This window comes from Paenibacillus silvestris (assembly GCF_009882985.1).
Lineage (GTDB): Bacteria > Bacillota > Bacilli > Paenibacillales > NBRC-103111 > Paenibacillus_E > Paenibacillus_E silvestris.
In genome coordinates this window covers 197,249-218,011 of sequence record NZ_WTUZ01000020.1, presented here as the reverse complement: position 1 = coordinate 218,011, position 20,763 = coordinate 197,249, and the positions used below count along the sequence as shown (strand labels likewise).

Below are 20,763 nucleotides of genomic sequence, written 5' to 3'. Positions count from 1 at the left end.
GTTCATCCCCTACTTATGGAGAAGGGTGATCTGGCCTTTTTCCTAACATAGAGGAGGCATGACATGATCGACAAAGGCGAATATTCGTTTTCAACCTGCTGGAATAGTAAGAAACATACCAATGGCCGGGATATGGTGGAGGAAATTAAGGGACTGGGCTTCCGGTATGTAGAGCTGAATTACAATGTGACCGAAGAGATGATGAGAACCATTGAACCGATGATCGACAAAGGGGAAATTGGCATTTCGAGTGTACATAATGTATTTCCGTTCATCAACGATGAGGATTATGATACCGATTCCGTCATGCTGGGTTTTGATGATGAAGAGAAGCGCAAGCGCTCGGTGGAGCTGCTCATTCGGTCCATGGCGTATGCCAATCGATATGGCGCCAAAGCCGTAGTCGTACATCCTGGTGAAGTGCCATTTGCTTATAATATCGATCTGGATTTGAAGAAGCTGTATCAGGATCACGGGAGGGAGTCGGCAGCGTATCAAGCGCTGTGGCAGAATATGATGGAAAGGCGCGAGCAGCTGAGTCCTAGGTATACGAAACGGATTCAAGATAGCTTGGACGAAGTAAGTGATTATGCAGCGAAAAAAGGATGGGCAATTGCGCTTGGCATCGAAACGCGATCGAGATCGTATCAGATGCCGACGCTGATGGAAGCCAAAACGATTTGCGACAATTTGGAGGGCAGTCCTGTTCGTCTGTGGTATGACATCGGTCATGCTATGATGATGGATCGAATGGGTTTGTACGATAATTTGAAAGAGTTAGAGGAAGTTAAGCGCTACATTTATGGTGTGCATATTCATGAAACACTAGGGCTTTCCGACCATTGGTGTCCCTATGTGCATAGTAAAGATCCACATTACTTTGATCACTTTCTTGAGGCTATCGACATGGCTGAGGTTAAAGTGTACGAGTTGAAGGCAGTCTGTCAACCGGATGAGATCGATGAGAGCCACAGGCTTATTACAAGTAAAATAGCAGCTAGGAAAGGACAATAGGTGATACAAATGGACTTCATATATAAGCGATTAGTGGCAAATAACGACGATCTGGCGGCATCTGCGCTAGACAAACAAGTGCTCGATCCAGCATCCAAGTATTACGGCGGCGTGATAGATGAGACGGGCATTGCGCGCGCAAGCCATCATAGTACGCCGGTTTATATCGCTGCATGGGCAACGGCTTTGGTGAATCCAGACTCCAGATTCTACCATAGCGAGTCAATATCAGCTGCCTTGGAGTTATCGGCCATTTTTATGCTAAACAGGCAGCATGCGGACGGGACGATCTCGCTGGGTTCAACCAATTATAACTCTCCGCCTGACACTGGATTCGTGATTGGCGGCGTAGCGCAGATTTATCAGCTGCTGGCTGGTCATAATTGGGCGGCCTTACAGCCGATAGCAGACAAATTAAAGCTGTTTCTTGAACGTACGATACCGGCCATGCTGACAGGCGGCTGTCATACGCCGAATCATCGCTGGGTGCTTACGGCTGCTTTAGCCCAGTTGTATGATATTTTCAAGAGGCCGGAGCTCCTCGCGCGAGCGGATGAATGGCTGGCTGAAGGCTTGGACATTACGGCAGATGGCGAATGGACCGAGCGGAGCAACGGGATCTACAATGCCGTCAGCAATGTTGCGCTGTATCATACCGCCCGCCTGTTGCATCGTCCCGAATTATTGGATAGCGTGCGCCGAAATCTGCGCATGATGGTCTACCTGATCCATCCGTCAGGGGAAGTGGTAACCGACTATTCAGGCCGGCAGGATTTCGGCCAAACCTACGACATGGCTACCTACTATACGATTTATCGTCTGATGGCCGCACATGACAAGGATCCAGCTTTTGCTGCTATGTGCGATTATGCGGCCGCTTTCGTCAAACGTCCTGATGGCGTAAACAATAATGCTCTGCTTCACGTACTGCTTTATCCAGAAATCGAGGAGACTATCCGTGATTTGGATCGTGCTGAGCTGCCTGATCACTATACTTGCATCCTTAATCAGCTGCACCCTATGAATGAGCACTTGGGCTTAATTGATGCAGTCGGCCATCATCTGAAAATTCAGCACAGCTCCATGCATTTGGCATTCGGCGCGCCAGTCGTACGCATTCGCGAGAAGGATAAGAGCATAACGATTATGCCGCAAACACCGTCTTTCTTTTCGCTTCGTCATGGGAAAGTAAGGCTGCTGGGCATTAAGCTGTCTACGTCCTTCTCTCCGGGTATCGTCAAATTCGATCAGTTAACCGCTGAAGATGGCGTCTATCGACTAGGAGTCGTTATGGAAAAAGGCTACAACGGACCTATCCCGCAGCAGCACCTTCCCCTTTCGGCGAAAGGCACGGTAAGTCCTTGGTATTTGCTGCCGCATCAGCATCGGCCGATGACACATTTGCAAACGCATGAGCTGCAGGTGGAGATCAGACCCAATGAATCCGATTGGACAATCCGCATTCATTCCGATGAGCGTGAAGACATCTTTACGCAGCTGACCTTTATTCTGGGCAATGAAGGAGCAGCAGAGGGGGAAGATTTGCAGGATGCAGGAGACGGGAAATATTTCCTCAAAAGCGGGTCTATGACTTATCAAGTGGAGGAAGACCGCATTGAAATATCCACAGGAGCTTTCGAACACTTGCTGCCTATACTTCGAGAAGATCAGCACCCGGCGGGCTGCCAATATGTCCACGTGAACCTAGTGACGCCATTCGACCGAACCTTCACGGTACGGCTGCTGTAGAAAGGATTGTGGAGAGATGACAACCTATTTCAATGAGCAAGAGAGCATTCAGTCGCGCTTAGGTCGTGACGAGAAACGCATGCTTAAAGTGCTTGCTGACCGGTATATCGGGGCCAATCCTCCTGTGCCGTTCGCCTTTCGGGCGTTCAATCGGTCAGGCATTTTGCAAAATGACGAGGGCTTATTCGACCTCAATCTTCGCCATAGATTCCCAGAGGCAAGGCAGGGACAAATTTCCTATGCTTACTCGCTTGTATGGAGTGATAGTGATCGGAATCTAGACGTACTGATGCGTTGCTTGGGCCCGATTCAGTTTTATTTTAATGATGAACTCTCCTATCGTTCCAACGTTATGGATGAGCTGAAGCCTGATGCCACCGTCAAGTTAAACCTGAATTTCGTAAAAGGCTGGAATCGTCTCTTGATAAAAGCCAAAATGACCCCAGCAGGCTTCGGATGTTTATTCGGATCCGACGAAGCTAAAGTCAGAATCCTGAATGTGCGTTCTCCTTTTGCAGAAAGAGTGGGGCAAGCAGGATGGGTCTACTCTGTTCCTGTCGACTCTGATCTGTACGAGAGGAGCCCACTGCCCGCAGCGTTTTCTTCCGAGAAGGAGCACGGCGTCACTTGGTTGCCGGCATGCAATTGGAGCGAAGAGGAATTAGCCATGCAGGTTTGTGAGCGCTTGTTCGGCCTGCAACCCGGAAAGGTGGCATATGCTTGGACTCAGCTGGATGCTGTCAGCAGCGGCAAGGTCTCTTATGTGCTACAGGGGGCCACAACAGGGGCGCTGACGGTTTGGGTAGACGGCCATCAGGTGGCAGCGACGAAGACGGAAGGCAGCTTCCAAGTCGAAGTGCCGCTTGCTTATGGCAAACATGATGTTGTTGTCCGCAGCGAGTGTGAACCCGCTTCACGTTCGTGGGGCTTTACGCTGCATGCGCACGCGGGCGGAGAACAGGTGCCGTTCCATTCGCCTGTTGATGTGCATGGTTCGGGTGAGGCATGGCTCTATTTGGGTCCCTTTGATGCCGATATGGAGCTGAATACCAACGAAATCGCCACGACGAAGCGCGTTTTTGCGAACCAGTATTGGCGCTTAGACCGCCCTGAGACGTGGATTCGTCCCTACTATGAGAACGCCATGCTGAGTAACAAATGGACCGTCGGGAATGTTACCAACTTTGCTCGCTGGGATTATCCGCTGGGGGTGACCGTCTATGGTCTGCTGCAAACAGGTCGTTTACTGGAGCGGCCGGATATTCTCACGTATGCGCAGGAGCACGTTCAAAGCTGTACCGACATGTTCGAGTATTCGCTCTGGGACCGCGAGCAGTATGGGTTCCCGGCTATTAATCAGCAGTTGGTCATGATGAAAATGCTCGACAACTGCGGCTCGTTCGGATCTGCCATGCTGGAATCATATAAAGAAGATAAACATTCGAGTTACCTGCCAATTGCTGAAAGGATTGCCAACTTCATGCTGCAGCAGCTGGAGCGGAAGGAAGACGGAGCCTTTTATCGCGTGTGTCAGGATGAGTATTCGGAGAATACCATGTGGGCCGACGATCTCTACATGAGCACGCCTTTCCTGTGCCGTTATGCGGCGGTAACGGGAAACCGTGAAGCGCTTGATGAAGCGGCCAAGCAGTTCCTATTGTTCCGGAACTACTTGTTTATGCCGGAGCAGCGCCTCATGTCCCACGTATTTGATTTCAAATACGGGATGCCGACAAGAATTCCGTGGGGACGCGGCAACGGATGGACCTTATTCTCCCTCACCGAGGTGCTGGAGGCATTGCCGGCAGATCATGCGCTTCGCGCTGAGCTTATCCACTTCTTTGGCGAGCTGTGCGCGGGTTATGCCGAGCTTCAAGCAGAGAGCGGATTGTGGCATCAGGTGTTGAATGATCCGGACGCGTACCAAGAAGCTTCTTGCACGGCGATGTTTGCGTATTCGTTTGCCAGAGGCGTCCGTTTCGGCTGGTTCGAGGAGCCACAGCAGTACATTCAGGCCGCGCTCAAAGCTTGGGATGGCCTGACGCGGTATGCTATTGACGCACAGGGGAATGTGCATGGCGTTTGCAGCGGCTCAAGGTACGCTTTTACAGCCGACTATTACAAGAAAGATCTGCTTACCGTTACGAACGATAACCATGGGGTAGGCATTATGATGCTGGCGGGTACGGAGATCGTTAAGCTGAAGGGTTGGTTAATGGAGCTCGCAAGCAAGGGGTAAGGACAGTCAGTCACGGCGGAGTTTATGCTTAAAAAGTTCTATTTATATTTGTCGATTACTGACAAAATATGGTATTCATAGTTCATTCCTCTAGTATGCGAGAGAGATTCTCTCAAAATAGTAGAGGTTTTTTTGTGTTTTCTACAATTTATTACAGTTTACCTAAGCAAATAGTGCTAAAGGTGCATAGTATAGGATTATGGCAGAAGGAAGTCTGCTAGATTCATATAAAAAGTATGCAATTAAACCATAACATTGCGAGGTGAGTAGGAGGATGCTTCCGATTAATTCAAAGGCTAGCCAGAAAACGATTGATGTTTTGAATTACTTGTATACGATATCAGGTTCCAAAACATTAACGGGTATTCATAACTGGCTGGAGGACCCAAATGGTTACGTCAATGAAATCAACAAGTTGTACGGTGATTACCCTGGAGTTGCCGGGTATGAAATGGGACCTATTTCAAGTCAGACAGCTGCACAGGTCACAACTCAAAGACAGAATGTAACGAATGCAGCGAAGAAATATGTTCAAAGTGGCGGTATTGTGACTATGATGTGGCACCAGAACTATCCGCTCACTACCTATACGTGGTCCAATGTGCAAAGGAGTACGACAGATGCGGAATTCAACCGTGTATGTACACCAGGTACAGCGGAGTACAATTGGCTTATCTTGGAGTATGATAAGGTTGCGGTCTTTTTGAAACAGCTCAGAGATGCCAATATTCCTGTTCTTTGGCGCCCGTACCACGAGATGAATGGTGGCTGGTTCTGGTGGGGGAAGAAGCAAAACTATCGAGTACTCTGGGACATTATGTATGATCGGTTTACGAATTATCATGGCTTAAATAACTTACTTTGGGTTTGGAATGCGAATGCGCCTAAGAGTTCAGATATTAACCCTTACTTGACACATTTCGTAGGGACGAGCAAATGCGATATCTTAGGCACGGATTTATATATGTATGGCAGCGAACCCTTTAAGCAGGAATATTATGAGGGTCTCGTGGCCCTATCAGGTGGCAAACCAGTTGCCGTTGCAGAGATCGGCCAATTATTCCCAAGCTCAGCCTTTACTAACCAACCCAAATGGGCATGGTTCATGGTGTGGGCGAATCATCTGTATGACTATAATACCTCATCTCAGCGAAATGCCTTATACACGACTTCCGTAACAAGAACGTTGAATCGAAGTGAGGTCACGATGCCAGCTCCGGATATTCAAGCGCCGACAATGCCGACGAACTTGGCGGTGTCTTCCAAGACAATGACCTCGGTTACACTGGCATGGACAGCTTCGACAGATAATATTGGCGTAACGGGATACGAAATTTATGTAAATAACACAACTTTAGCGGGAACTACAACAATGACCAGCTTTACTGTCACTGGTCTAACGCCGAATACGGCGTACCGTTTCTTGGTAAAAGCCAAAGATGCTGCGGGGAATAATTCTGCTTTTACGCCACCGCTTACTGTGACAACCGATGCCATTTATACGAATTTTGTTCGTGGCATTAATTTTGGTGGGTCATCTGTCACGATCGACGAACAAGGATGGCTGGCAGGAGATCATGCTTTCGTCTTTTATTCATCCCAAGTAAAAACTTACGAAAATTCACCAGCCATTACTCCGGTTCCTGCTGTTGACATCGCTTCAAGCGTAATGCTTAATTCTAAAGTGTACGCTTCAGAATCCAGTTTTACGGTTGCTCAAACGCTGTCTAATGGCAGTTATCAAGTGTATATTTGGTCCATGGAAAGTTATCAAGTAAATGCATGCGCCTTTGATGTAGCTCTTGAAGGTGTGCAGGTGACAACGGCTCCAATCGGTTTGCTACCGCTAAATAACTGGGCCAAATACGGTCCTTACAGTGTCAGTGTGAAGGACGGCGTATTGAATATGGATATACGGCGGATCACAGGTGATCCAGGCATAACGGGGATGGCGATCTACACAGCTGCCGTCTAATACGAAAAAGTCCGACATCCACGTAATGTGTGTGACGGACTTTCTGCATTTATTTTTCTTTGGCTACTAGCAAGTAAAGGAATCAATGAAACGTAAATCAATTCCGAAAAACATCCAAGAGAAGCCATTCCAACGGAAGCCGGCAATGGAATTACGACCGACAAAAGTCGGGTAATACCAGAACTGTTGGCCATTGCTTAGCCATACATAGGTGAAGCGGAACATGCAGCGTCTAATGCCGCCCGGATCTACAGCGAATGTAGAACCAGCCACAGATTGCGGCTTTTGCGGAGTGTACGCAGGTGGAGCCGATGTGGGTGCTTGCTCATTGCCACCTGGCCCTCCGGAGCCTGGGAAACCAGGCTGCCCCGGGAAACCGGGCTGCCCTGGGAAACCAGGCTGCCCTGGGAAACCGGGCTGTCCTGGGAAACCGGGCTGTCCTGGGAAACCGGGCTGCCCTGGGAAACCAGGCTGCCCTGGGAAACCAGGTTGCCCTGGGAAACCAGGTTGCCCTGGGAAACCAGGTTGCCCTGGGAAACCAGATAAGCCGGGCTGAGGGAAACCTGGTGTCAGGTTTCCAGTGCCGGGCAAGCCTACACCAGGGAAGCCAGGAAGTCCAAGCATGCGTGTGTCATAGACAGGTACCCAAGCGTAAGCTTGCGGCACAGGATAGCCGTATGCGTAAGGCGCGGGTTGAGGATAGGATTCTTCATACGCAGGGGCAATTTCGGGCTGCTGCAATACGTCATTGTCCCGTTCCAAATTCCGAGTCTCTTGTTTTTTGTTTGAAGTCATGAATGTAAGTCCTCCTTAGGTTAAAGCGGATTAGGCGATACTTACTATATGCAGGGGGATAGACGAATGTCACGGTTAGAACTGGTCAATAGGAGTGATTTTGCCAAACTATACCAATAGTCCTAATAATATTTTGATTTATGAATGACCTAGTCTTTTTATCCTAGTAATAAAGGAGAAATACGGGATTTACCTCCCATGGTTGTATCCTAATTTGTCGTATATAATAGAAATTGGTTATATTTTGAAATAATTGGGGCGGGGTTAATTGAGAGAACTTACGGGGAAAATGTTGAAATACGATGTAACAACGAGCTATGGACTCGTATTAGCGCCAAGCTTAACGGTTCTAACGGCCGAACATTTAGATTTATTCAGACAGCATCGTATTGACTTCATGGATATTATTACGACAAATCCCCAAGAGCTATTGGAACAAGAACTAGAGGTTACCGACTCCCAAGATTCTTCAGAAATTCTAGTACAGAAAGCTTCCCAGTTCGCCAAACAATTCTTCGAGCAAATGGAGTCAGAGAAGAAGATTCCGTTGTTTGAAATTAGAAATCAACTCATTCCTATCGTACAACAAGCGGCCGAACACACTGATTTATTTGAATTACTTGAAGCTGTGAAAGCCAAAGATGAGTACACACATCAGCACAATGTCGGAGTAGGCATCCTTTCGACACTAATCGGAAAATGGCTTAAGATGGATGACAAAGAGGTAGCACTGTTGACGCTTGCCGCTACTTTGCACGATGTCGGGAAAATTAAAATATCGCAGGACATTCTCCATAAGCCGGGGAAATTAACCAAAGAAGAATTCAATGAAATGAAACAGCATACCATTCGTGGCTATAACATGCTTAGGGAAACTGTTGGAGTTCACTACCGAGTATCACTTGTTGCCTTGCAGCACCATGAGCGAGCAGATGGAAGTGGATATCCCATGGGTTTGAAAGAAAGCCAAATTGACCGCTTGAGCCGTATTGTTGCCGTTGCCGATGTGTTCCATGCCATGTCCTCGAATAGACCTTACCAAGACATGATGCCATTCTATGAAGTCGTGCGACAGATGCGGGCAGGCCTTTTTGGAGAGTTGGATCCGCACATCGTATCCGTGTTGCTGAAGAATATGATTCGAAGTTTAGTTGGCAGGAAAGTGAAACTAACGGATGGTCGATGGGCAGAAGTCGTCTATATTAATCCTACAGATGATACAAATCCGCTTGTGAAAGTGGATGAGTTATTTGTAGATCTTAGCCGAGAACGCCACATTCATATAAAGGAAGTTGTTGTATGATGCATAATTCAAACGCAGAGAATACAGTTTTGCAACAATTTTTCACGAATTATGGACTGACACAGCGAGAATCGGAAATTCTTTCCCTAATCGCAACTCACGGGTACACCAACAAGGAAATTGCCGAAAGCTGTTGCATTAGCGAGAAAACGGTCAAGATTCATTTGGCGAATATTATGAGTAAAATTGGTATCGGGTCGATGCGCCGGTTGCTGGCGCTACTTTTGCAGCAAGCGTTAATGGTTTCAGGGCTTACGAATGAGAAGACTTTAGTGAAATCAGTGGGCATGAATTAAACAAAAAGAGGGGGCCTTTCGAGGTGCTTTTCTTTTTTTTTATGGGCATTTTTAGTGATACAATTTGGAACTTAAAAAAGGATTATTAGGTTGACATGATACGAAAAGTATCTTAAAGTAGTAATAGAATTAAGATACAAATAGTATCATTCGATTTTAAAAAAGAGGACTTCTCACGGAGGGGAAACATGGAAATTAATTTAAAAGAATACTTGATGATTATAAAGAAGCGTTGGTGGCTAATTGTATTAATTGTATTCGGTTGTACGCTTCTTACAGCCATGTATACGACGGCCAATTACGTCCCGATTTATCAAGCTTCGACCAAACTAATTGTCAATAAAACATTCGAGCAGGACCAACTAGGCACTGAGCAAATTGATTATGGAGCAATTGGCGTTAACATGGCCCTCATTAATACGTATAAAGAAATCATTAGAACCCCAGCTATTATGGATAAAGTTGTTCAACGATACCCCGACTTAAATGTATCCACCGATCAATTAATTACGATTGTGAATGTCTCGAACCTCAATGAAACGCAAGTCATGTCGATTACGGCTCGACATTTTTCACACGAAAGAGCAGTGAAGATCGCGAATGCGGTGTCAGATGTCTTTCAAACTGAGATCCCCAAAATTATGAAGGTTGATAATATCACCATCCTGAATAGAGCCAAAGTTCAGGACAATCCTATCCCTGTGAATCAAAAATCAAATCAGTATATCATCCTCAGTTTCGTGGCATCGCTCGCTGTTACAATTGGTATCATTCTTCTGTTGGATGCTTTGGATGATACTTTGAAAACGGACGAGGATGTGCGAGAAGCTTTTGAACTCTCGACCTTAGCTTACATACCGAAGGTAAAGACCAAGGCATTAAGGACGACGCAGAAAAATAAATCTAGGAAAAAAGTGGAGGATATTGCATATGCCAAAACAAGCCACTGATTCTGCCATTATGATGCAAAGAAATCCCAACTCTCCTGCAGCAGAAGCTTATAGATCATTAAGATTTAATATCGACTGTTCAGTTTTCGGTCGTGAGGCCAAGACAATTACCGTCACTTCTTCAGGCAGAGGTGAGGGGAAGACCACGACGGCCATTAATCTGGCTGTTGCATACGCACAAACGGGCAAGAAAGTGGTTCTTGTTGATGCAGACCTGCGAAATCCATCCATTCATGTTACTTTTCGTGAAGATAATGGAAGAGGGCTGACTAGTTATCTCGTTAATCAGAGTGCTGTGAATGAAATAGTCCGGGAGTCCTACATTGAAAATTTATCTATTGTAACATCGGGTCCAACACCTCAAAATCCTTCTGGATTATTAGCGTCCAACCAAATGGATATCTTATTGGCAGAGCTTAGTTCGGAATATGACATGGTTATTGTAGACACCACTTCCATTCTAACGGTCACAGATGCCAAGATCATGGCAACAAAGTGCGATGGGACACTCCTCATCGTCAAGTCAGGGAAAGTGAAACGTGGTATTGCCAAGAAAGTGAAAGAGGAGCTCCATCTTGCAAATGTGAATCTAATTGGCGTCGTGATGAATGAAATTAAAAGCGATCATGCGTCGTCGTATCTTTGACCATTGCGGGAAATCAAAGTAAGGGGAGAGAGTTTATATCCAATGAGAAAAAAACGGCGGAAGTCGCAACCAAAAGTCGTGAGAACCCTTTGCATTTTGACTTTAAGCATTGGCATATTGGCAGGGTGCTCAGATACGGCAGTTAATAATTCAGACAGCAATTCCATGTACAGTGATCAAGCGCCGAAAAGCATTAAAGCATTCAAGGTCATTAAACAGAAAATTGGTGATCCGCTAGAACGTGCGGCAGAAGCGCAATCATCAGCACAATTCGGCATTACATCGAAGGCAGCCGGGGATATTGATCAAATTTTGAAGAAGCGCGGAGATATGGTTCAAGAAGGCGATGTGATTCTTCGATTGAGGTCTGGTGATCTCCAGACGCAGAGAGAAACCGCGGCTCTTGCTGTACAAACAGCTCAGGATGCCATAGAAAAAGCAAAAGCAAGAGCTAAAAAAGAAACGCAAAACCAGAAGTTAGACATGAGCAATGCCATTCAAAAGATGGAATTAGCCATGACGGGTTTAACACGAAATTACAATAAAATGAAGAACGATTATGATATTGGACTGGTTACTAAAGCTCAATTATATCAGATGGAAACTCAAATGATGAGTGCACGCATGGATCTGGATCAGCTTAAACAGAAACTAAGTGCAGTAGAACCGCAGGAAGTATCTGATGAATTGGATGTACAGCTCAGAAATGCTCAGGTTAACTTGCAGCAGCTTGACCAATCTATGAAAAACCTCGAAGTGAAAGCCACAGTAAGCGGCTTATTGACAGAGATGCCGATGGAAGCGGGGATGACGCTGCAGCCTGGCGCTAAGGTTGGTGTCATTCAAAGGTTGGACCCGATTAAAATTAAAGCCCAATTATCGGAAGCAGAAACGAATCGAATTGGTAATAAGGCTGAGCTCTCCTATTACATCGTAGGGGGGAGCGAGAAATACAAGGGAGCTATCAGTTATCTCTCCAAAGTGATCGATCCGGAAACGAAAGCCTATGAAATTAATCTCGAGGTTCCGAACAAAGATTTGGCTCTGAAACCTGGGACGAAGCTTAAGCTTCAATTAACCGAAGAGAAGGATCAAATTGTGGTGACAGTTCCTTCCTATAGTATTGTCAAAGAAGGTGACAATGCTTTTGTATTCGTGCTTTCAGGAGATACCGTTGAGAAACGCAGCATTCAATTAGGCAGATTGAATGAGCCTAATCAAGAAGTGCTCTCGGGTCTCAAAGAGGGAGAACTGGTCGTAAAGACGAGTCCAAGTCAATTAAGCGATAAACAAAAAGTTCAAATGACGGCTATTGAAGAGCAATAAATAAAATTGGAGTGACTTGACTTGAAAATAAACTGGAAACATACGTTGGTTATGTTCATTTTATCCGTTTCACTAGTGATTCCATCAGCGGCCTTCCATGTAGCAGCCGATGAAAAATATGCATCGACAACGACGGTGAAAAGCTATCCATTGACAAGCGATATCAAGGTAGAAGTGAAAAGTGTTTTAAATGAAACAACCTCTGAAGGAGGTAGAATCGGCACAGTTGTACGTTTGTACAACGATGGGGATCGCTTAACAGGTGTGCCTGAGTATGAAGTTCGTGCTAAGACCCAAGATGGCTTGGAATATATCCTGCGTCCAAGTCAGGCTAATCCCAAGAACATTCAACCCAAAGAAACGGTAGAACTCAGTTATATGACGGTCATTGAGCGTTATGATGTCTTTTCATTAATTGAACTTTCTTTCTATGATGTGGATGAATTCGTCTATCCCAAGCAAGAAAAGAAAATCATATCCCTGCCCATTTCAGACATAGAATGGAAGGGTGAAAAGGCCGTCCTTACCGATCCTTCAACGATGAAGACGTGGGAAGATAAGTTTACGCTTCCAGTACTGTCTACCACATTGACGTACAAGCCGGTCAGTCTTGCTGAACAGAATACGCCAGACGGTCCCATGACGATCGTTACATTGCTTGTTACGAATACTGGGGATAAGAAGACAGTCATCCCTGATTTCCGGATAAATGGAAAATCAGAGAATAAGATTTACAGCGGAAAGCGAATAGAGAAAGATCCAATCACGCTTGAACTGGGTGAGGAGAACTACATCCATTATGCGATTCCAATCCGAAATAAGATGGATCTGAAAAGTTTATCGGTCCTGACGCCAGAAGACTTCGTCGGCGAGGATAATAAACATACCGAATATTTAATCGGTAGATTAACGATCACTCCGCCAGGTGCTAACAATGTAAGGTTCTTTATGAATCAATTGTCACAATATGAGTGGAGTAAACCGATCCAGATTGATCCGTTGACGAAGCTAATTCGGCCAGATATCAGTATTTCAATGGTGGATCTTCGCGTGTATGAAAGCGCGGGAGGCGGGTTTAAGGCAGCCGTTGCCAAGTTCAAGCTGCTCAATAAAAGTGAGAGTCCCTTGCAGGTTCCCGAGTTCCAGACGGTCCTAACAAGCATTAGCGGAAATAAATATCAGGGTACAAGACAAAATACGCAGGTGAAAACACTCATCCCGAATATTAGTTATGTCATCTATTACTCATTTATTATTCCAAATGCGGAGACCGGCGAGCAGCTGGCAATGGAAATTACGGATGGGAAAAGCGTAGAGCCCTACAACCTTCCACTTGCAGCCTTTAAGACAAAAGTTATGGATGAGACTGACGATAAGGATGCAGCGTTCTATCCATTCCAAGTCACTTTGAATGATTGGGCAAAGAGCACCAACTATACGATGGGACAGGGAAGTATGCCTTATTCGTATAAAATGAACTTAGATTTTGGCATTAAACTTCAGGACGAAATCGTCGTGGATCAAAGCTTTTCAAAAATGAGGGTGGAGTTCGCCGATACTAACAACAGAATTATGGCTTCAAAGGAGCTATCCTTTACAGGTGATAATAAGTTGGTTAGCGGTGTACAAACGATTGAGTTTAACTCGGATCGATTTGAAACTACGATTTACCTTCGGATGTATGAAATCATTGATACGCCATTTGGTGAAGCAAGACGCCTTGTCCAAACCGTGAAACGATAGGAGAGCGAATGTCGATGAAAGATGAAACGAAGAAGGAACCCAAAGTGTATACGCGTCCAATGGTTCTAAGTCAACAACCGGTTCGCTTTGAGACAGCTCAGAGCTGGAATAAAGGTCATGGTAATCAGAATCACCCTGGTAAAGGGAACGGAGGCATCAATTATCCAAACCCGCCGTATAACGGACCACAAAATGGCAATGGAAATGGCAAGCATAAGTAGAACTTTCCGAAGAGGTTAACGGCAAAAAGCCGTTGACCTCAAATATGAATAAACTCCCAAGGGGATGTACCATGACGCGTATTCACACAACAATTGGGGAGCATCTTATTCAAATCATGTGCGACTCCGATAAGATAACGAAATGGATTGAGCGAAATTTTCCAGTAGTAAACATAATCAAGCCTTTACCGGATCTCTTCATTAAACTTGAAGAGGGATATGGGACTGCTTTTGAGGACTATCACGTGGAAATTGCTAAAGATGCGGATAAGATTTCCTTCCAAAGGGCCGATTATTTGATCGAGACTAGCTTGGATTATCATGACTCTAACATTGCTGTACATGATGAGTTGGCGTTAAAACATGCGCTGATGAATCTATACAGTTCCTATCTGGTTTACCATCAGTGGGGACTGTTGATTCACTCATCATGCGTGATAGATAAGGGTAAAGCTTACATGTTTGCTGGTCATTCGGGAGCTGGCAAGTCTACTGCGGCTAAGCTATCGCATCCGAGGGAACTCCTTTCCGATGAGGCGACTATTATTAAAATCGTTCCTGGTCAGATTACCGTGTTCGACTCTCCATTTCGAAGTGAGCTGGTCAGATCAGGTGCTAGTGAGAAAAGCCCTTTAACAAACATCTATGTATTGCATCAGGCCACGGATAATCACATCGATCCACTTAGCCAATCGAATAGCCTTCTTGTTCTTATGAACAAAGTGTTTTATTGGTCTCACAGTTTGGATGAAACGAGGAAGATCTTCCGACTGCTGCAGCATGTGGTCACTTCGGTTTCAATTTCCGAGCTGCATTTTCAAAAAAACGAGACATTTTGGGAGTTGATATCCTAATGACCAAATACCTTCGGATGAATGATTATGAGTCAATTCAGCTGGATACGGAATGTATTATTTTGAACACAGATGAATTCACTCTGACGAAATTAAATGAAGTAGGCGGCTACTGCTGGTCATTACTCGGCGAAGCACAGACGGTTAGTTCCATAAGCGAAGCGGTACGGGAAGAATATGCCTCTGTCGACGAGAGCATCGAAGAGGATATAGAAGCATTTTTAACAGAAATGATCGGGCGGGGTTTGGTCCAATATGCCGTTTCATAAAGAATCTTTTCAACTTCTTATTCGTGTGATGAGAAGAAGAGGCTGGATTGAACTTCCGGCACGGGGAACAAGTATGTATCCTTTTATCCAAAAAGGTGATATTTGCCGCTTCATCGTCACTAAGGAGGAGAGCATAAAGAAAGGCGATATCCTTCTATTCCGCACATCAAGCGGTAACTTGGTTGCGCACCGATTTTGCCGGATGGTTACCAGGAATCAGCAGTTACATTACCTTTGTAAGGGTGACACCAATTTAAAGCACGACGAAGCTATTTCACTGGATCAAATGATTGGGAAGCTGACGCGCATTGAGCGTAACAGGCGGATCATCCATGCAACGGATCTATTTGCTTATGTTTGGGGACGAACCATTCTAACATTTCCAATGATTGCGCTATTATTAAGATTCTACCTAAATCGTAAAGAAAGCTTGCAAGCATAGACTTTCAGTGGAGTGTCGCGGATATGATTGACATGTTGACAATAAAAGATGTTCGCACGACTTACTCTATTATGAAACCCTACATGATTGCGCATCGCAAGGCATACATAGGGCTATTCCTCTTGCTATTCGTAGATATCGCATTAACGCTAGCCTTCTCATGGTTCTTTGGCGATCTCACGGATGCGGCCATTCATAGTCAATTTGGACGTATGAAATGGTTGGTGCCCTTAGGGGGTTTCCTTGTTGTTGTAAGCATTACATCGACCTATTTGACTACTCTGTGGGAGACCATCGCAACGAATGGGGTAAAAAGGGATTTCTCGGCGGATGTTTTCAAACATATCATGCAGCTGCCAGGAAAGCATATCGATGATAAGCATTCTGGGGATCTGCTAGCTCATTTTACCAATGATATTCATAATTTGGATGGGATTATTGGCAGCAGCCTGATTCATTTGATCAAATTGCCGTTCATCTATGTGGCTGTTTTCATTTATTTGCTTCAAATCAGCTGGAAACTGGCTCTCGTATGCGTGCTCGTGGCGCCTGTTGCGATGGTTTCTGGCGTTATTTTTGGTGTTATGCTTCGCACAAATAACCGCTTGATTCAAGATTTGGTGGCGCAAATGAATGTGCTGCTGAATGAAACGTTTAGTGGATTGTTCGTTATCCGCTCTTTCCTAATGGAAAAGTTCATTTTCGCCAAGTATGTAAGTAGGAATCAAGAACTGTATGCGCTAGAGCTGCGTAATGCCAAGTTGCGCGGATGGTTCTATGTGGGGAGTCAAGCGGCTGCTTCTTTCACTTTTCTGATAAGCCTATGTTTGGGTTCCTACTACGTCTCAGACGGTATCCTTACCGTAGGTGCATTATTAACCTTCATCAACCTTGTTAACCATTTGGTATATCCACTGACAGAGCTCGCTGGACAATGGGCAGGCCTTCAGAAATCCGTTTCCGCTATGGAAAGAATATTTAAAATCCTGGATATAGAGCTTGAATCCGTCAGTTTACCGGAGGCGATCCCCTACAAGCCTATGTTGTCATCCATTCAATTCCAAGATATTTCATTCAGCTATGAGGGGCAAAAGCCTGTTTTTGATCAATTTAATTTGCAAATTCCGGCTGGGAAGGTCGTTGCTATTGTTGGTTTAAGTGGGGCCGGAAAGACAACCTTGTTTCATTTGCTTCAAGGCTTCTACTTACCGCAAGTAGGTACGATTACAATAAACGGCCATTCGACTGCTTCACTTACGGTATCTGAACAGAGGAGCTTATTTGCTCATGTTTCCCAAGAAACCGTGTTATTCAGCGGTACGGTTAGAGAGAATCTGCAGCTAGCCAAACCTGGTATTACGGATGTCCAGATGATACAGGCGGCGACGGTTGCGGGCATACATAGCTTTATTACATCTCTTCCTTGCGGGTATGATACCGAGATTGGGGAGAGAGGCTCCAAGTTTTCTGGTGGGCAACGGCAGCGTATGGCTATTGCACGTGCCTTATTAAAGGATGCGCCGATTCTATTGCTGGATGAGGGAACATCAGCTCTGGATAGTGAAACGGAGTATCATGTGCAAAAGTCGATGGAAAAGCTGCTTCATAATCGCACCACGATAGTCATTGCGCATCGGCTATCCACGATTCAAAATGCGGATCTTATTATCGTCATGGATGCAGGGAAGATCGTGCAAATGGGCCGCCATGAAGAGATCATTAGGCAGGATGGGTTGTATCGTCGATTATACCGGTTGCAATCGGAGAAAGGAGTTCCAAGTGACGGTCATTCCTTTGATACACGCGTTGTATGATCCGCGGGCTTCTTTACCTCTGGATGCTGCTTTTTATGAAAGAGCGCTTGAGGATATTGCGTATTTTGGCATAGCTTCCCAGGTTTATTTTTTAATCCAGCAGCAGGGTAGATGGTCTCAAGTTCCGACTTTTTTTCAAGAACAGTTACAACAACCTTATAACGAAACGTTATATCTTAATTTTTTTATTAAAAATCAAACGGAACAGCTGCTTAAGAAATTCGAAGAGTGGGCGATTCCGGTGATTCCGCTTAAAGGCGTCTATTTTGCTGAAACCTATTTTGGTCACCTAGGGGCTAGAGGGACAACCGATATCGACGTGTTGGTGCAGAAGCCTGATCTGGAGCGAGCCATTCAGTGTGTGAAGTCGCTTGGTTATACAACCGAGCAAGAGCACACGGCGTTACATTTTCACTGGAGCTTATCCAAATCATTGCCTAACTGTTCCGTTCCGCTTACGGTTGAACTTCATTGGGATCTATTAATCGAGAGAACTTCGAATTTAAATATGGATGAATTCTGGGGAGAAGCGTCGCAAGTAGGCTCTTTCCACTATGTGAAGGAGCTGTCTGTTTACCATTCCTTTTACATGATTTGTTTACACGGCTGGAGTCATTATATGAATTCACCCAAATATTTTATAGACATTATCCAAGTTCTCCATTCACGGCAGGATCAGATTGATTATATTCGGTTATTAGAGGATGCGGCATCACACAAAACGCTGCGAAGAATGATAAGAACGTTGCTCACCGTCTATCGCTATTTTCCACATGTATCTGAGATCAAAGAACTGCCATTGCCTTCTGGGCGTACAATCAACTTTTATGGGGAGTATGGGGGAAGCAAAAGTCGAAATTACAAGCAATTTGTAGGTAAAATTTACAATAAGTTTTTTAATTATGATTCTCTTGCACACTCATGGGCAGCACTCGCTACGTACATATGTAATCTAGGAAAAATGATGTTTTCGAGTGAAATGAAAAAGTTTTAGTTAGCTGTTGACAGTAAAGAAGTAAGATGATATCCTGAAATTGTTCTCGATAAAGAACGACAGGCGGTCAAATAAATGAAAAGTTTGTGGGCTTAGCGAACAAGTTAGGGATGGCACAAGTTTATATGATCGTTCTTTAAAAAGAACGTCACAACAGTGAAATACCAATTAATTAATCGTACTGCGGGGTATAAAATGAGTGCCATAGCCGGGATATTCCATTATGATCAAGAACCCATAAATATCGAACATGGTCATCGCATGATGTTCGATTTAGAGAAATATCCAGCTGACGATGTTCAGGTATGGCACCATGAGAAGATCTTCCTGGGCTGTCATGCACAGTGGATCACGCCAGAGTCGATTGGTGAACAATTACCCTACTATGATCAGAATAGAAAATTAGCGATTACGGCTGATGCGATTATAGATAACCGAGAAGAATTATTTGAGAAACTTCAAATAGAGCGAGGTCGGAGAGCTGAGATACCTGATAGTGAACTTATTTTACTGGCCTATCACAAATGGGCTGAGGATGCTCCGAAGCATTTGATTGGCGATTTTGCCTTTATGATTTGGGATGAGAGGAAACAAAAGCTCTTTGGAGCCAGGGATTTCTCGGGAAGCCGAACCCTCTACTTTCATCAAGACCAGAGCAGGATTACCTTTTGTACCCTGATGCAGCCACTGCTAGCTCTACCTTACATACCCAAAAAGCTCAATGAAGATTGGGTTGCTGAATTCCTAGCTATCCCTCTAACGGTAGATGCAATGGATGGTTCAGCTACCGTGTATGAAAATATTAAACAAATACCGCCATCACACTCCGTTTCTGTGGTGAATGGCAAGGTGAGCTTTACTAGATACTGCAGCTCGCCGATGGGGCAACCGTTGCTATTGAAGTCCAACGGGGAGTATGAAGAGGCATTTCGCGAAGTTTTTCAACAAGCCGTATCCGCGAGACTGCGAACACACCGTCAAGTAGGTGCGCATCTAAGCGGAGGTTTGGACTCAGGGTCTGTTGCAAGCTTTGCTGCAAGGACATTGAGAAATGAGAATAAACGGTTACATACGTTCAGTTATGTTCCCGTTGATGATTTCAAAGGGGATTGGACACCTCGAAGTCGATTCGCCGATGAAAGACCGTATATTCGCTCCACTGTACAGCATGTAGGCAATATTAACGACAGCTATTTCGACTTCCAAGGGTTAAGTCCTCTGAGTGAAATTGATGATTGGCTGGATACGATGGAGATGCCTTACAAATTTTTTGAAAACTCCTACTGGCTTAAGGGAATTTATGAGAAGGCTCACCAGCAAGAGATCGGAATTCTGCTTAATGGACAAAGAGGAAATTGGACCATATCGTGGGGACCGGCACTAGATTATCAAGCTATGCTAATGAAGAAGATGAAATGGGTCCAACTTCACCATGAGGCTAAGCAATATAGCATCAATATGGGGAGTGGCAGGAAGCGTGTCCTTTCGTTGGTAGGAAAGAAAGCCTTCCCATTGATCGGGAAATTATTTACGCCTAAGGAAGTCGAATTTCCGAGCCTGATCAACCCACAGTTCGCACAGAAAACTAATGTTCACTCCAAAATTCAAGAGCATGGTTTCCATAGGACGGACTACTCGAATCAAAGTGCCTATGAGATTAGGAAAACCCAATTCGAACAGCTGTATTATTGGAGTTTGAACGGTACAATCGGGACCAAATTATCCTTGCGCTACGCCCTTTGGGAACGTGATCCAACGAATGACTTAAGGGTCGCTCGGTTCTGTTTATCCGTACCCGAGGAACAATATGTTCAAAATGGTGTAGATCGTTCCTTAATCAGAAGGGCTACTGTCAACTACTTGCCCGATAAGATTAGGTTGAATCAGCGAACGCGTGGTGTACAAGGTGCTGATGGCGTACACCGTATGGCTTCATCGTGGGATGCCTTTATTCAGGAAGCTGAAGCGTACGTACAAGATCCAATGATTACACCGTATTTAAACGTTCAAGAATTGAAGCGGGCTATCTCAAAAATTAGGGATGCTAAGCCTGAATATGTGTATCAATTCGATTTTCGAATCTTAATGCGTGGCCTTATATTCTCGCGATTCATCAAAAAATTTGCATGAGAG

At 45.0% G+C, this 20,763-nt stretch carries 18 protein-coding genes; 17 read left to right on the top strand and 1 reads right to left on the bottom strand.

Annotated elements, in window-relative coordinates; translation table 11 throughout:
* The first annotated feature begins 63 nt into the window (after positions 1–63).
* The 4 genes from GQF01_RS16400 (at position 64) to GQF01_RS16385 (ending at position 6,977) form a co-directional block, all read left to right on the top strand.
* Entirely contained in the window at positions 64–1,014 is a 951-nt protein-coding gene (locus GQF01_RS16400) for a sugar phosphate isomerase/epimerase family protein (RefSeq protein ID WP_161407820.1), read from the top strand.
* Between the two features lie 33 nt (positions 1,015–1,047).
* On the top strand, positions 1,048–2,763 hold the full coding sequence (locus GQF01_RS16395) for a hypothetical protein (protein WP_328803471.1): 1,716 nt from the start codon (positions 1,048–1,050) through the stop codon (positions 2,761–2,763).
* 16 nt (positions 2,764–2,779) lie between these two features.
* The gene (locus GQF01_RS16390; RefSeq protein ID WP_161407818.1) at positions 2,780–5,002 is read left to right on the top strand and encodes a glycoside hydrolase family 88/105 protein; all 2,223 of its coding nucleotides are present in this window, start codon (positions 2,780–2,782) and stop codon (positions 5,000–5,002) included.
* Between the two features lie 274 nt (positions 5,003–5,276).
* The gene (locus tag GQF01_RS16385; RefSeq protein ID WP_161407817.1) at positions 5,277–6,977 is read left to right on the top strand and encodes a glycosyl hydrolase; all 1,701 of its coding nucleotides are present in this window, start codon (positions 5,277–5,279) and stop codon (positions 6,975–6,977) included.
* Between the two features lie 66 nt (positions 6,978–7,043).
* Here GQF01_RS16385 and GQF01_RS16380 read toward each other — a convergent pair whose 3' ends face one another.
* Positions 7,044–7,601, bottom strand: a complete 558-nt coding sequence (locus GQF01_RS16380; protein WP_161408220.1) for a collagen-like protein — start codon at positions 7,599–7,601, stop codon at positions 7,044–7,046.
* A 439-nt stretch (positions 7,602–8,040) separates the two neighbouring features.
* Between GQF01_RS16380 and GQF01_RS16375 the strand changes: the two genes are divergently transcribed.
* From GQF01_RS16375 to GQF01_RS16315, 13 genes are all read left to right on the top strand, one after another.
* On the top strand, positions 8,041–9,075 hold the full coding sequence (locus GQF01_RS16375; RefSeq protein ID WP_161407816.1) for an HD-GYP domain-containing protein: 1,035 nt from the start codon (positions 8,041–8,043) through the stop codon (positions 9,073–9,075).
* A complete protein-coding gene (locus GQF01_RS16370; protein WP_161407815.1) occupies positions 9,072–9,371 on the top strand; it encodes a response regulator transcription factor in 300 nt (99 codons plus the stop codon). The genes GQF01_RS16375 and GQF01_RS16370 overlap by 4 nt, the downstream gene beginning before the upstream one ends.
* Before the next feature lie 188 nt (positions 9,372–9,559).
* A complete protein-coding gene (locus tag GQF01_RS16365; RefSeq protein ID WP_161407814.1) occupies positions 9,560–10,321 on the top strand; it encodes a YveK family protein in 762 nt (253 codons plus the stop codon).
* Positions 10,302–10,967, top strand: coding sequence for a CpsD/CapB family tyrosine-protein kinase (locus tag GQF01_RS16360; RefSeq protein ID WP_161407813.1), 666 nt, complete (start codon positions 10,302–10,304; stop codon positions 10,965–10,967). Before GQF01_RS16365 ends, GQF01_RS16360 begins: the two co-directional genes overlap by 20 nt.
* Before the next feature lie 42 nt (positions 10,968–11,009).
* Entirely contained in the window at positions 11,010–12,293 is a 1,284-nt protein-coding gene (locus tag GQF01_RS16355) for an efflux RND transporter periplasmic adaptor subunit (protein WP_161407812.1), read from the top strand.
* Positions 12,294–12,314: 21 nt separating this feature from the next.
* Entirely contained in the window at positions 12,315–14,036 is a 1,722-nt protein-coding gene (locus GQF01_RS16350; protein ID WP_161407811.1) for a hypothetical protein, read from the top strand.
* A gap of 14 nt (positions 14,037–14,050) precedes the next feature.
* Complete coding sequence (locus GQF01_RS16345; RefSeq protein WP_161407810.1) at positions 14,051–14,257, top strand: hypothetical protein; 207 nt, start codon at positions 14,051–14,053, stop codon at positions 14,255–14,257.
* Positions 14,258–14,328: 71 nt separating this feature from the next.
* The gene (locus GQF01_RS16340) at positions 14,329–15,111 is read left to right on the top strand and encodes an ATP-binding cassette domain-containing protein (RefSeq protein WP_161407809.1); all 783 of its coding nucleotides are present in this window, start codon (positions 14,329–14,331) and stop codon (positions 15,109–15,111) included.
* On the top strand, positions 15,111–15,380 hold the full coding sequence (locus GQF01_RS16335; protein ID WP_161407808.1) for a PqqD family protein: 270 nt from the start codon (positions 15,111–15,113) through the stop codon (positions 15,378–15,380). Before GQF01_RS16340 ends, GQF01_RS16335 begins: the two co-directional genes overlap by 1 nt.
* Positions 15,367–15,822 carry a signal peptidase I gene (locus tag GQF01_RS16330; RefSeq protein ID WP_161407807.1) on the top strand — a complete coding sequence of 152 codons (456 nt, stop codon included), beginning with the start codon at positions 15,367–15,369 and terminating at the stop codon, positions 15,820–15,822. The genes GQF01_RS16335 and GQF01_RS16330 overlap by 14 nt, the downstream gene beginning before the upstream one ends.
* A 23-nt stretch (positions 15,823–15,845) precedes the next feature.
* Entirely contained in the window at positions 15,846–17,636 is a 1,791-nt protein-coding gene (locus tag GQF01_RS16325) for an ABC transporter ATP-binding protein (protein WP_161407806.1), read from the top strand.
* Positions 17,602–18,630, top strand: a complete 1,029-nt coding sequence (locus GQF01_RS16320; RefSeq protein ID WP_161407805.1) for a nucleotidyltransferase family protein — start codon at positions 17,602–17,604, stop codon at positions 18,628–18,630. Before GQF01_RS16325 ends, GQF01_RS16320 begins: the two co-directional genes overlap by 35 nt.
* Positions 18,631–18,825: 195 nt before the next feature.
* Positions 18,826–20,760: a lasso peptide isopeptide bond-forming cyclase gene (locus tag GQF01_RS16315; RefSeq protein ID WP_161407804.1), complete on the top strand. Its 1,935-nt coding sequence runs from the start codon at positions 18,826–18,828 to the stop codon at positions 20,758–20,760.
* The last annotated feature ends 3 nt before the right edge of the window (positions 20,761–20,763 follow it).

Bases quoted from the DNA above. Each gene is read 5' to 3' on its own strand.
- GQF01_RS16400 (WP_161407820.1), top strand. From the start codon at position 64: ATGATCGACAAAGGCGAATATTCGTTTTCAACCTGCTGGAATAGTAAG.
- GQF01_RS16390 (WP_161407818.1), top strand. From the start codon at position 2,780: ATGACAACCTATTTCAATGAGCAAGAGAGCATTCAGTCGCGCTTAGGT.
- GQF01_RS16385 (WP_161407817.1), top strand. From the start codon at position 5,277: ATGCTTCCGATTAATTCAAAGGCTAGCCAGAAAACGATTGATGTTTTG.
- GQF01_RS16380 (WP_161408220.1), bottom strand. From the start codon at position 7,601: ATGCTTGGACTTCCTGGCTTCCCTGGTGTAGGCTTGCCCGGCACTGGA.
- GQF01_RS16370 (WP_161407815.1), top strand. From the start codon at position 9,072: ATGATGCATAATTCAAACGCAGAGAATACAGTTTTGCAACAATTTTTC.
- GQF01_RS16365 (WP_161407814.1), top strand. From the start codon at position 9,560: ATGGAAATTAATTTAAAAGAATACTTGATGATTATAAAGAAGCGTTGG.
- GQF01_RS16360 (WP_161407813.1), top strand. From the start codon at position 10,302: ATGCCAAAACAAGCCACTGATTCTGCCATTATGATGCAAAGAAATCCC.
- GQF01_RS16355 (WP_161407812.1), top strand. From the start codon at position 11,010: ATGAGAAAAAAACGGCGGAAGTCGCAACCAAAAGTCGTGAGAACCCTT.
- GQF01_RS16345 (WP_161407810.1), top strand. From the start codon at position 14,051: ATGAAAGATGAAACGAAGAAGGAACCCAAAGTGTATACGCGTCCAATG.
- GQF01_RS16340 (WP_161407809.1), top strand. From the start codon at position 14,329: ATGACGCGTATTCACACAACAATTGGGGAGCATCTTATTCAAATCATG.
- GQF01_RS16335 (WP_161407808.1), top strand. From the start codon at position 15,111: ATGACCAAATACCTTCGGATGAATGATTATGAGTCAATTCAGCTGGAT.
- GQF01_RS16330 (WP_161407807.1), top strand. From the start codon at position 15,367: ATGCCGTTTCATAAAGAATCTTTTCAACTTCTTATTCGTGTGATGAGA.
- GQF01_RS16325 (WP_161407806.1), top strand. From the start codon at position 15,846: ATGATTGACATGTTGACAATAAAAGATGTTCGCACGACTTACTCTATT.
- GQF01_RS16315 (WP_161407804.1), top strand. From the start codon at position 18,826: ATGAGTGCCATAGCCGGGATATTCCATTATGATCAAGAACCCATAAAT.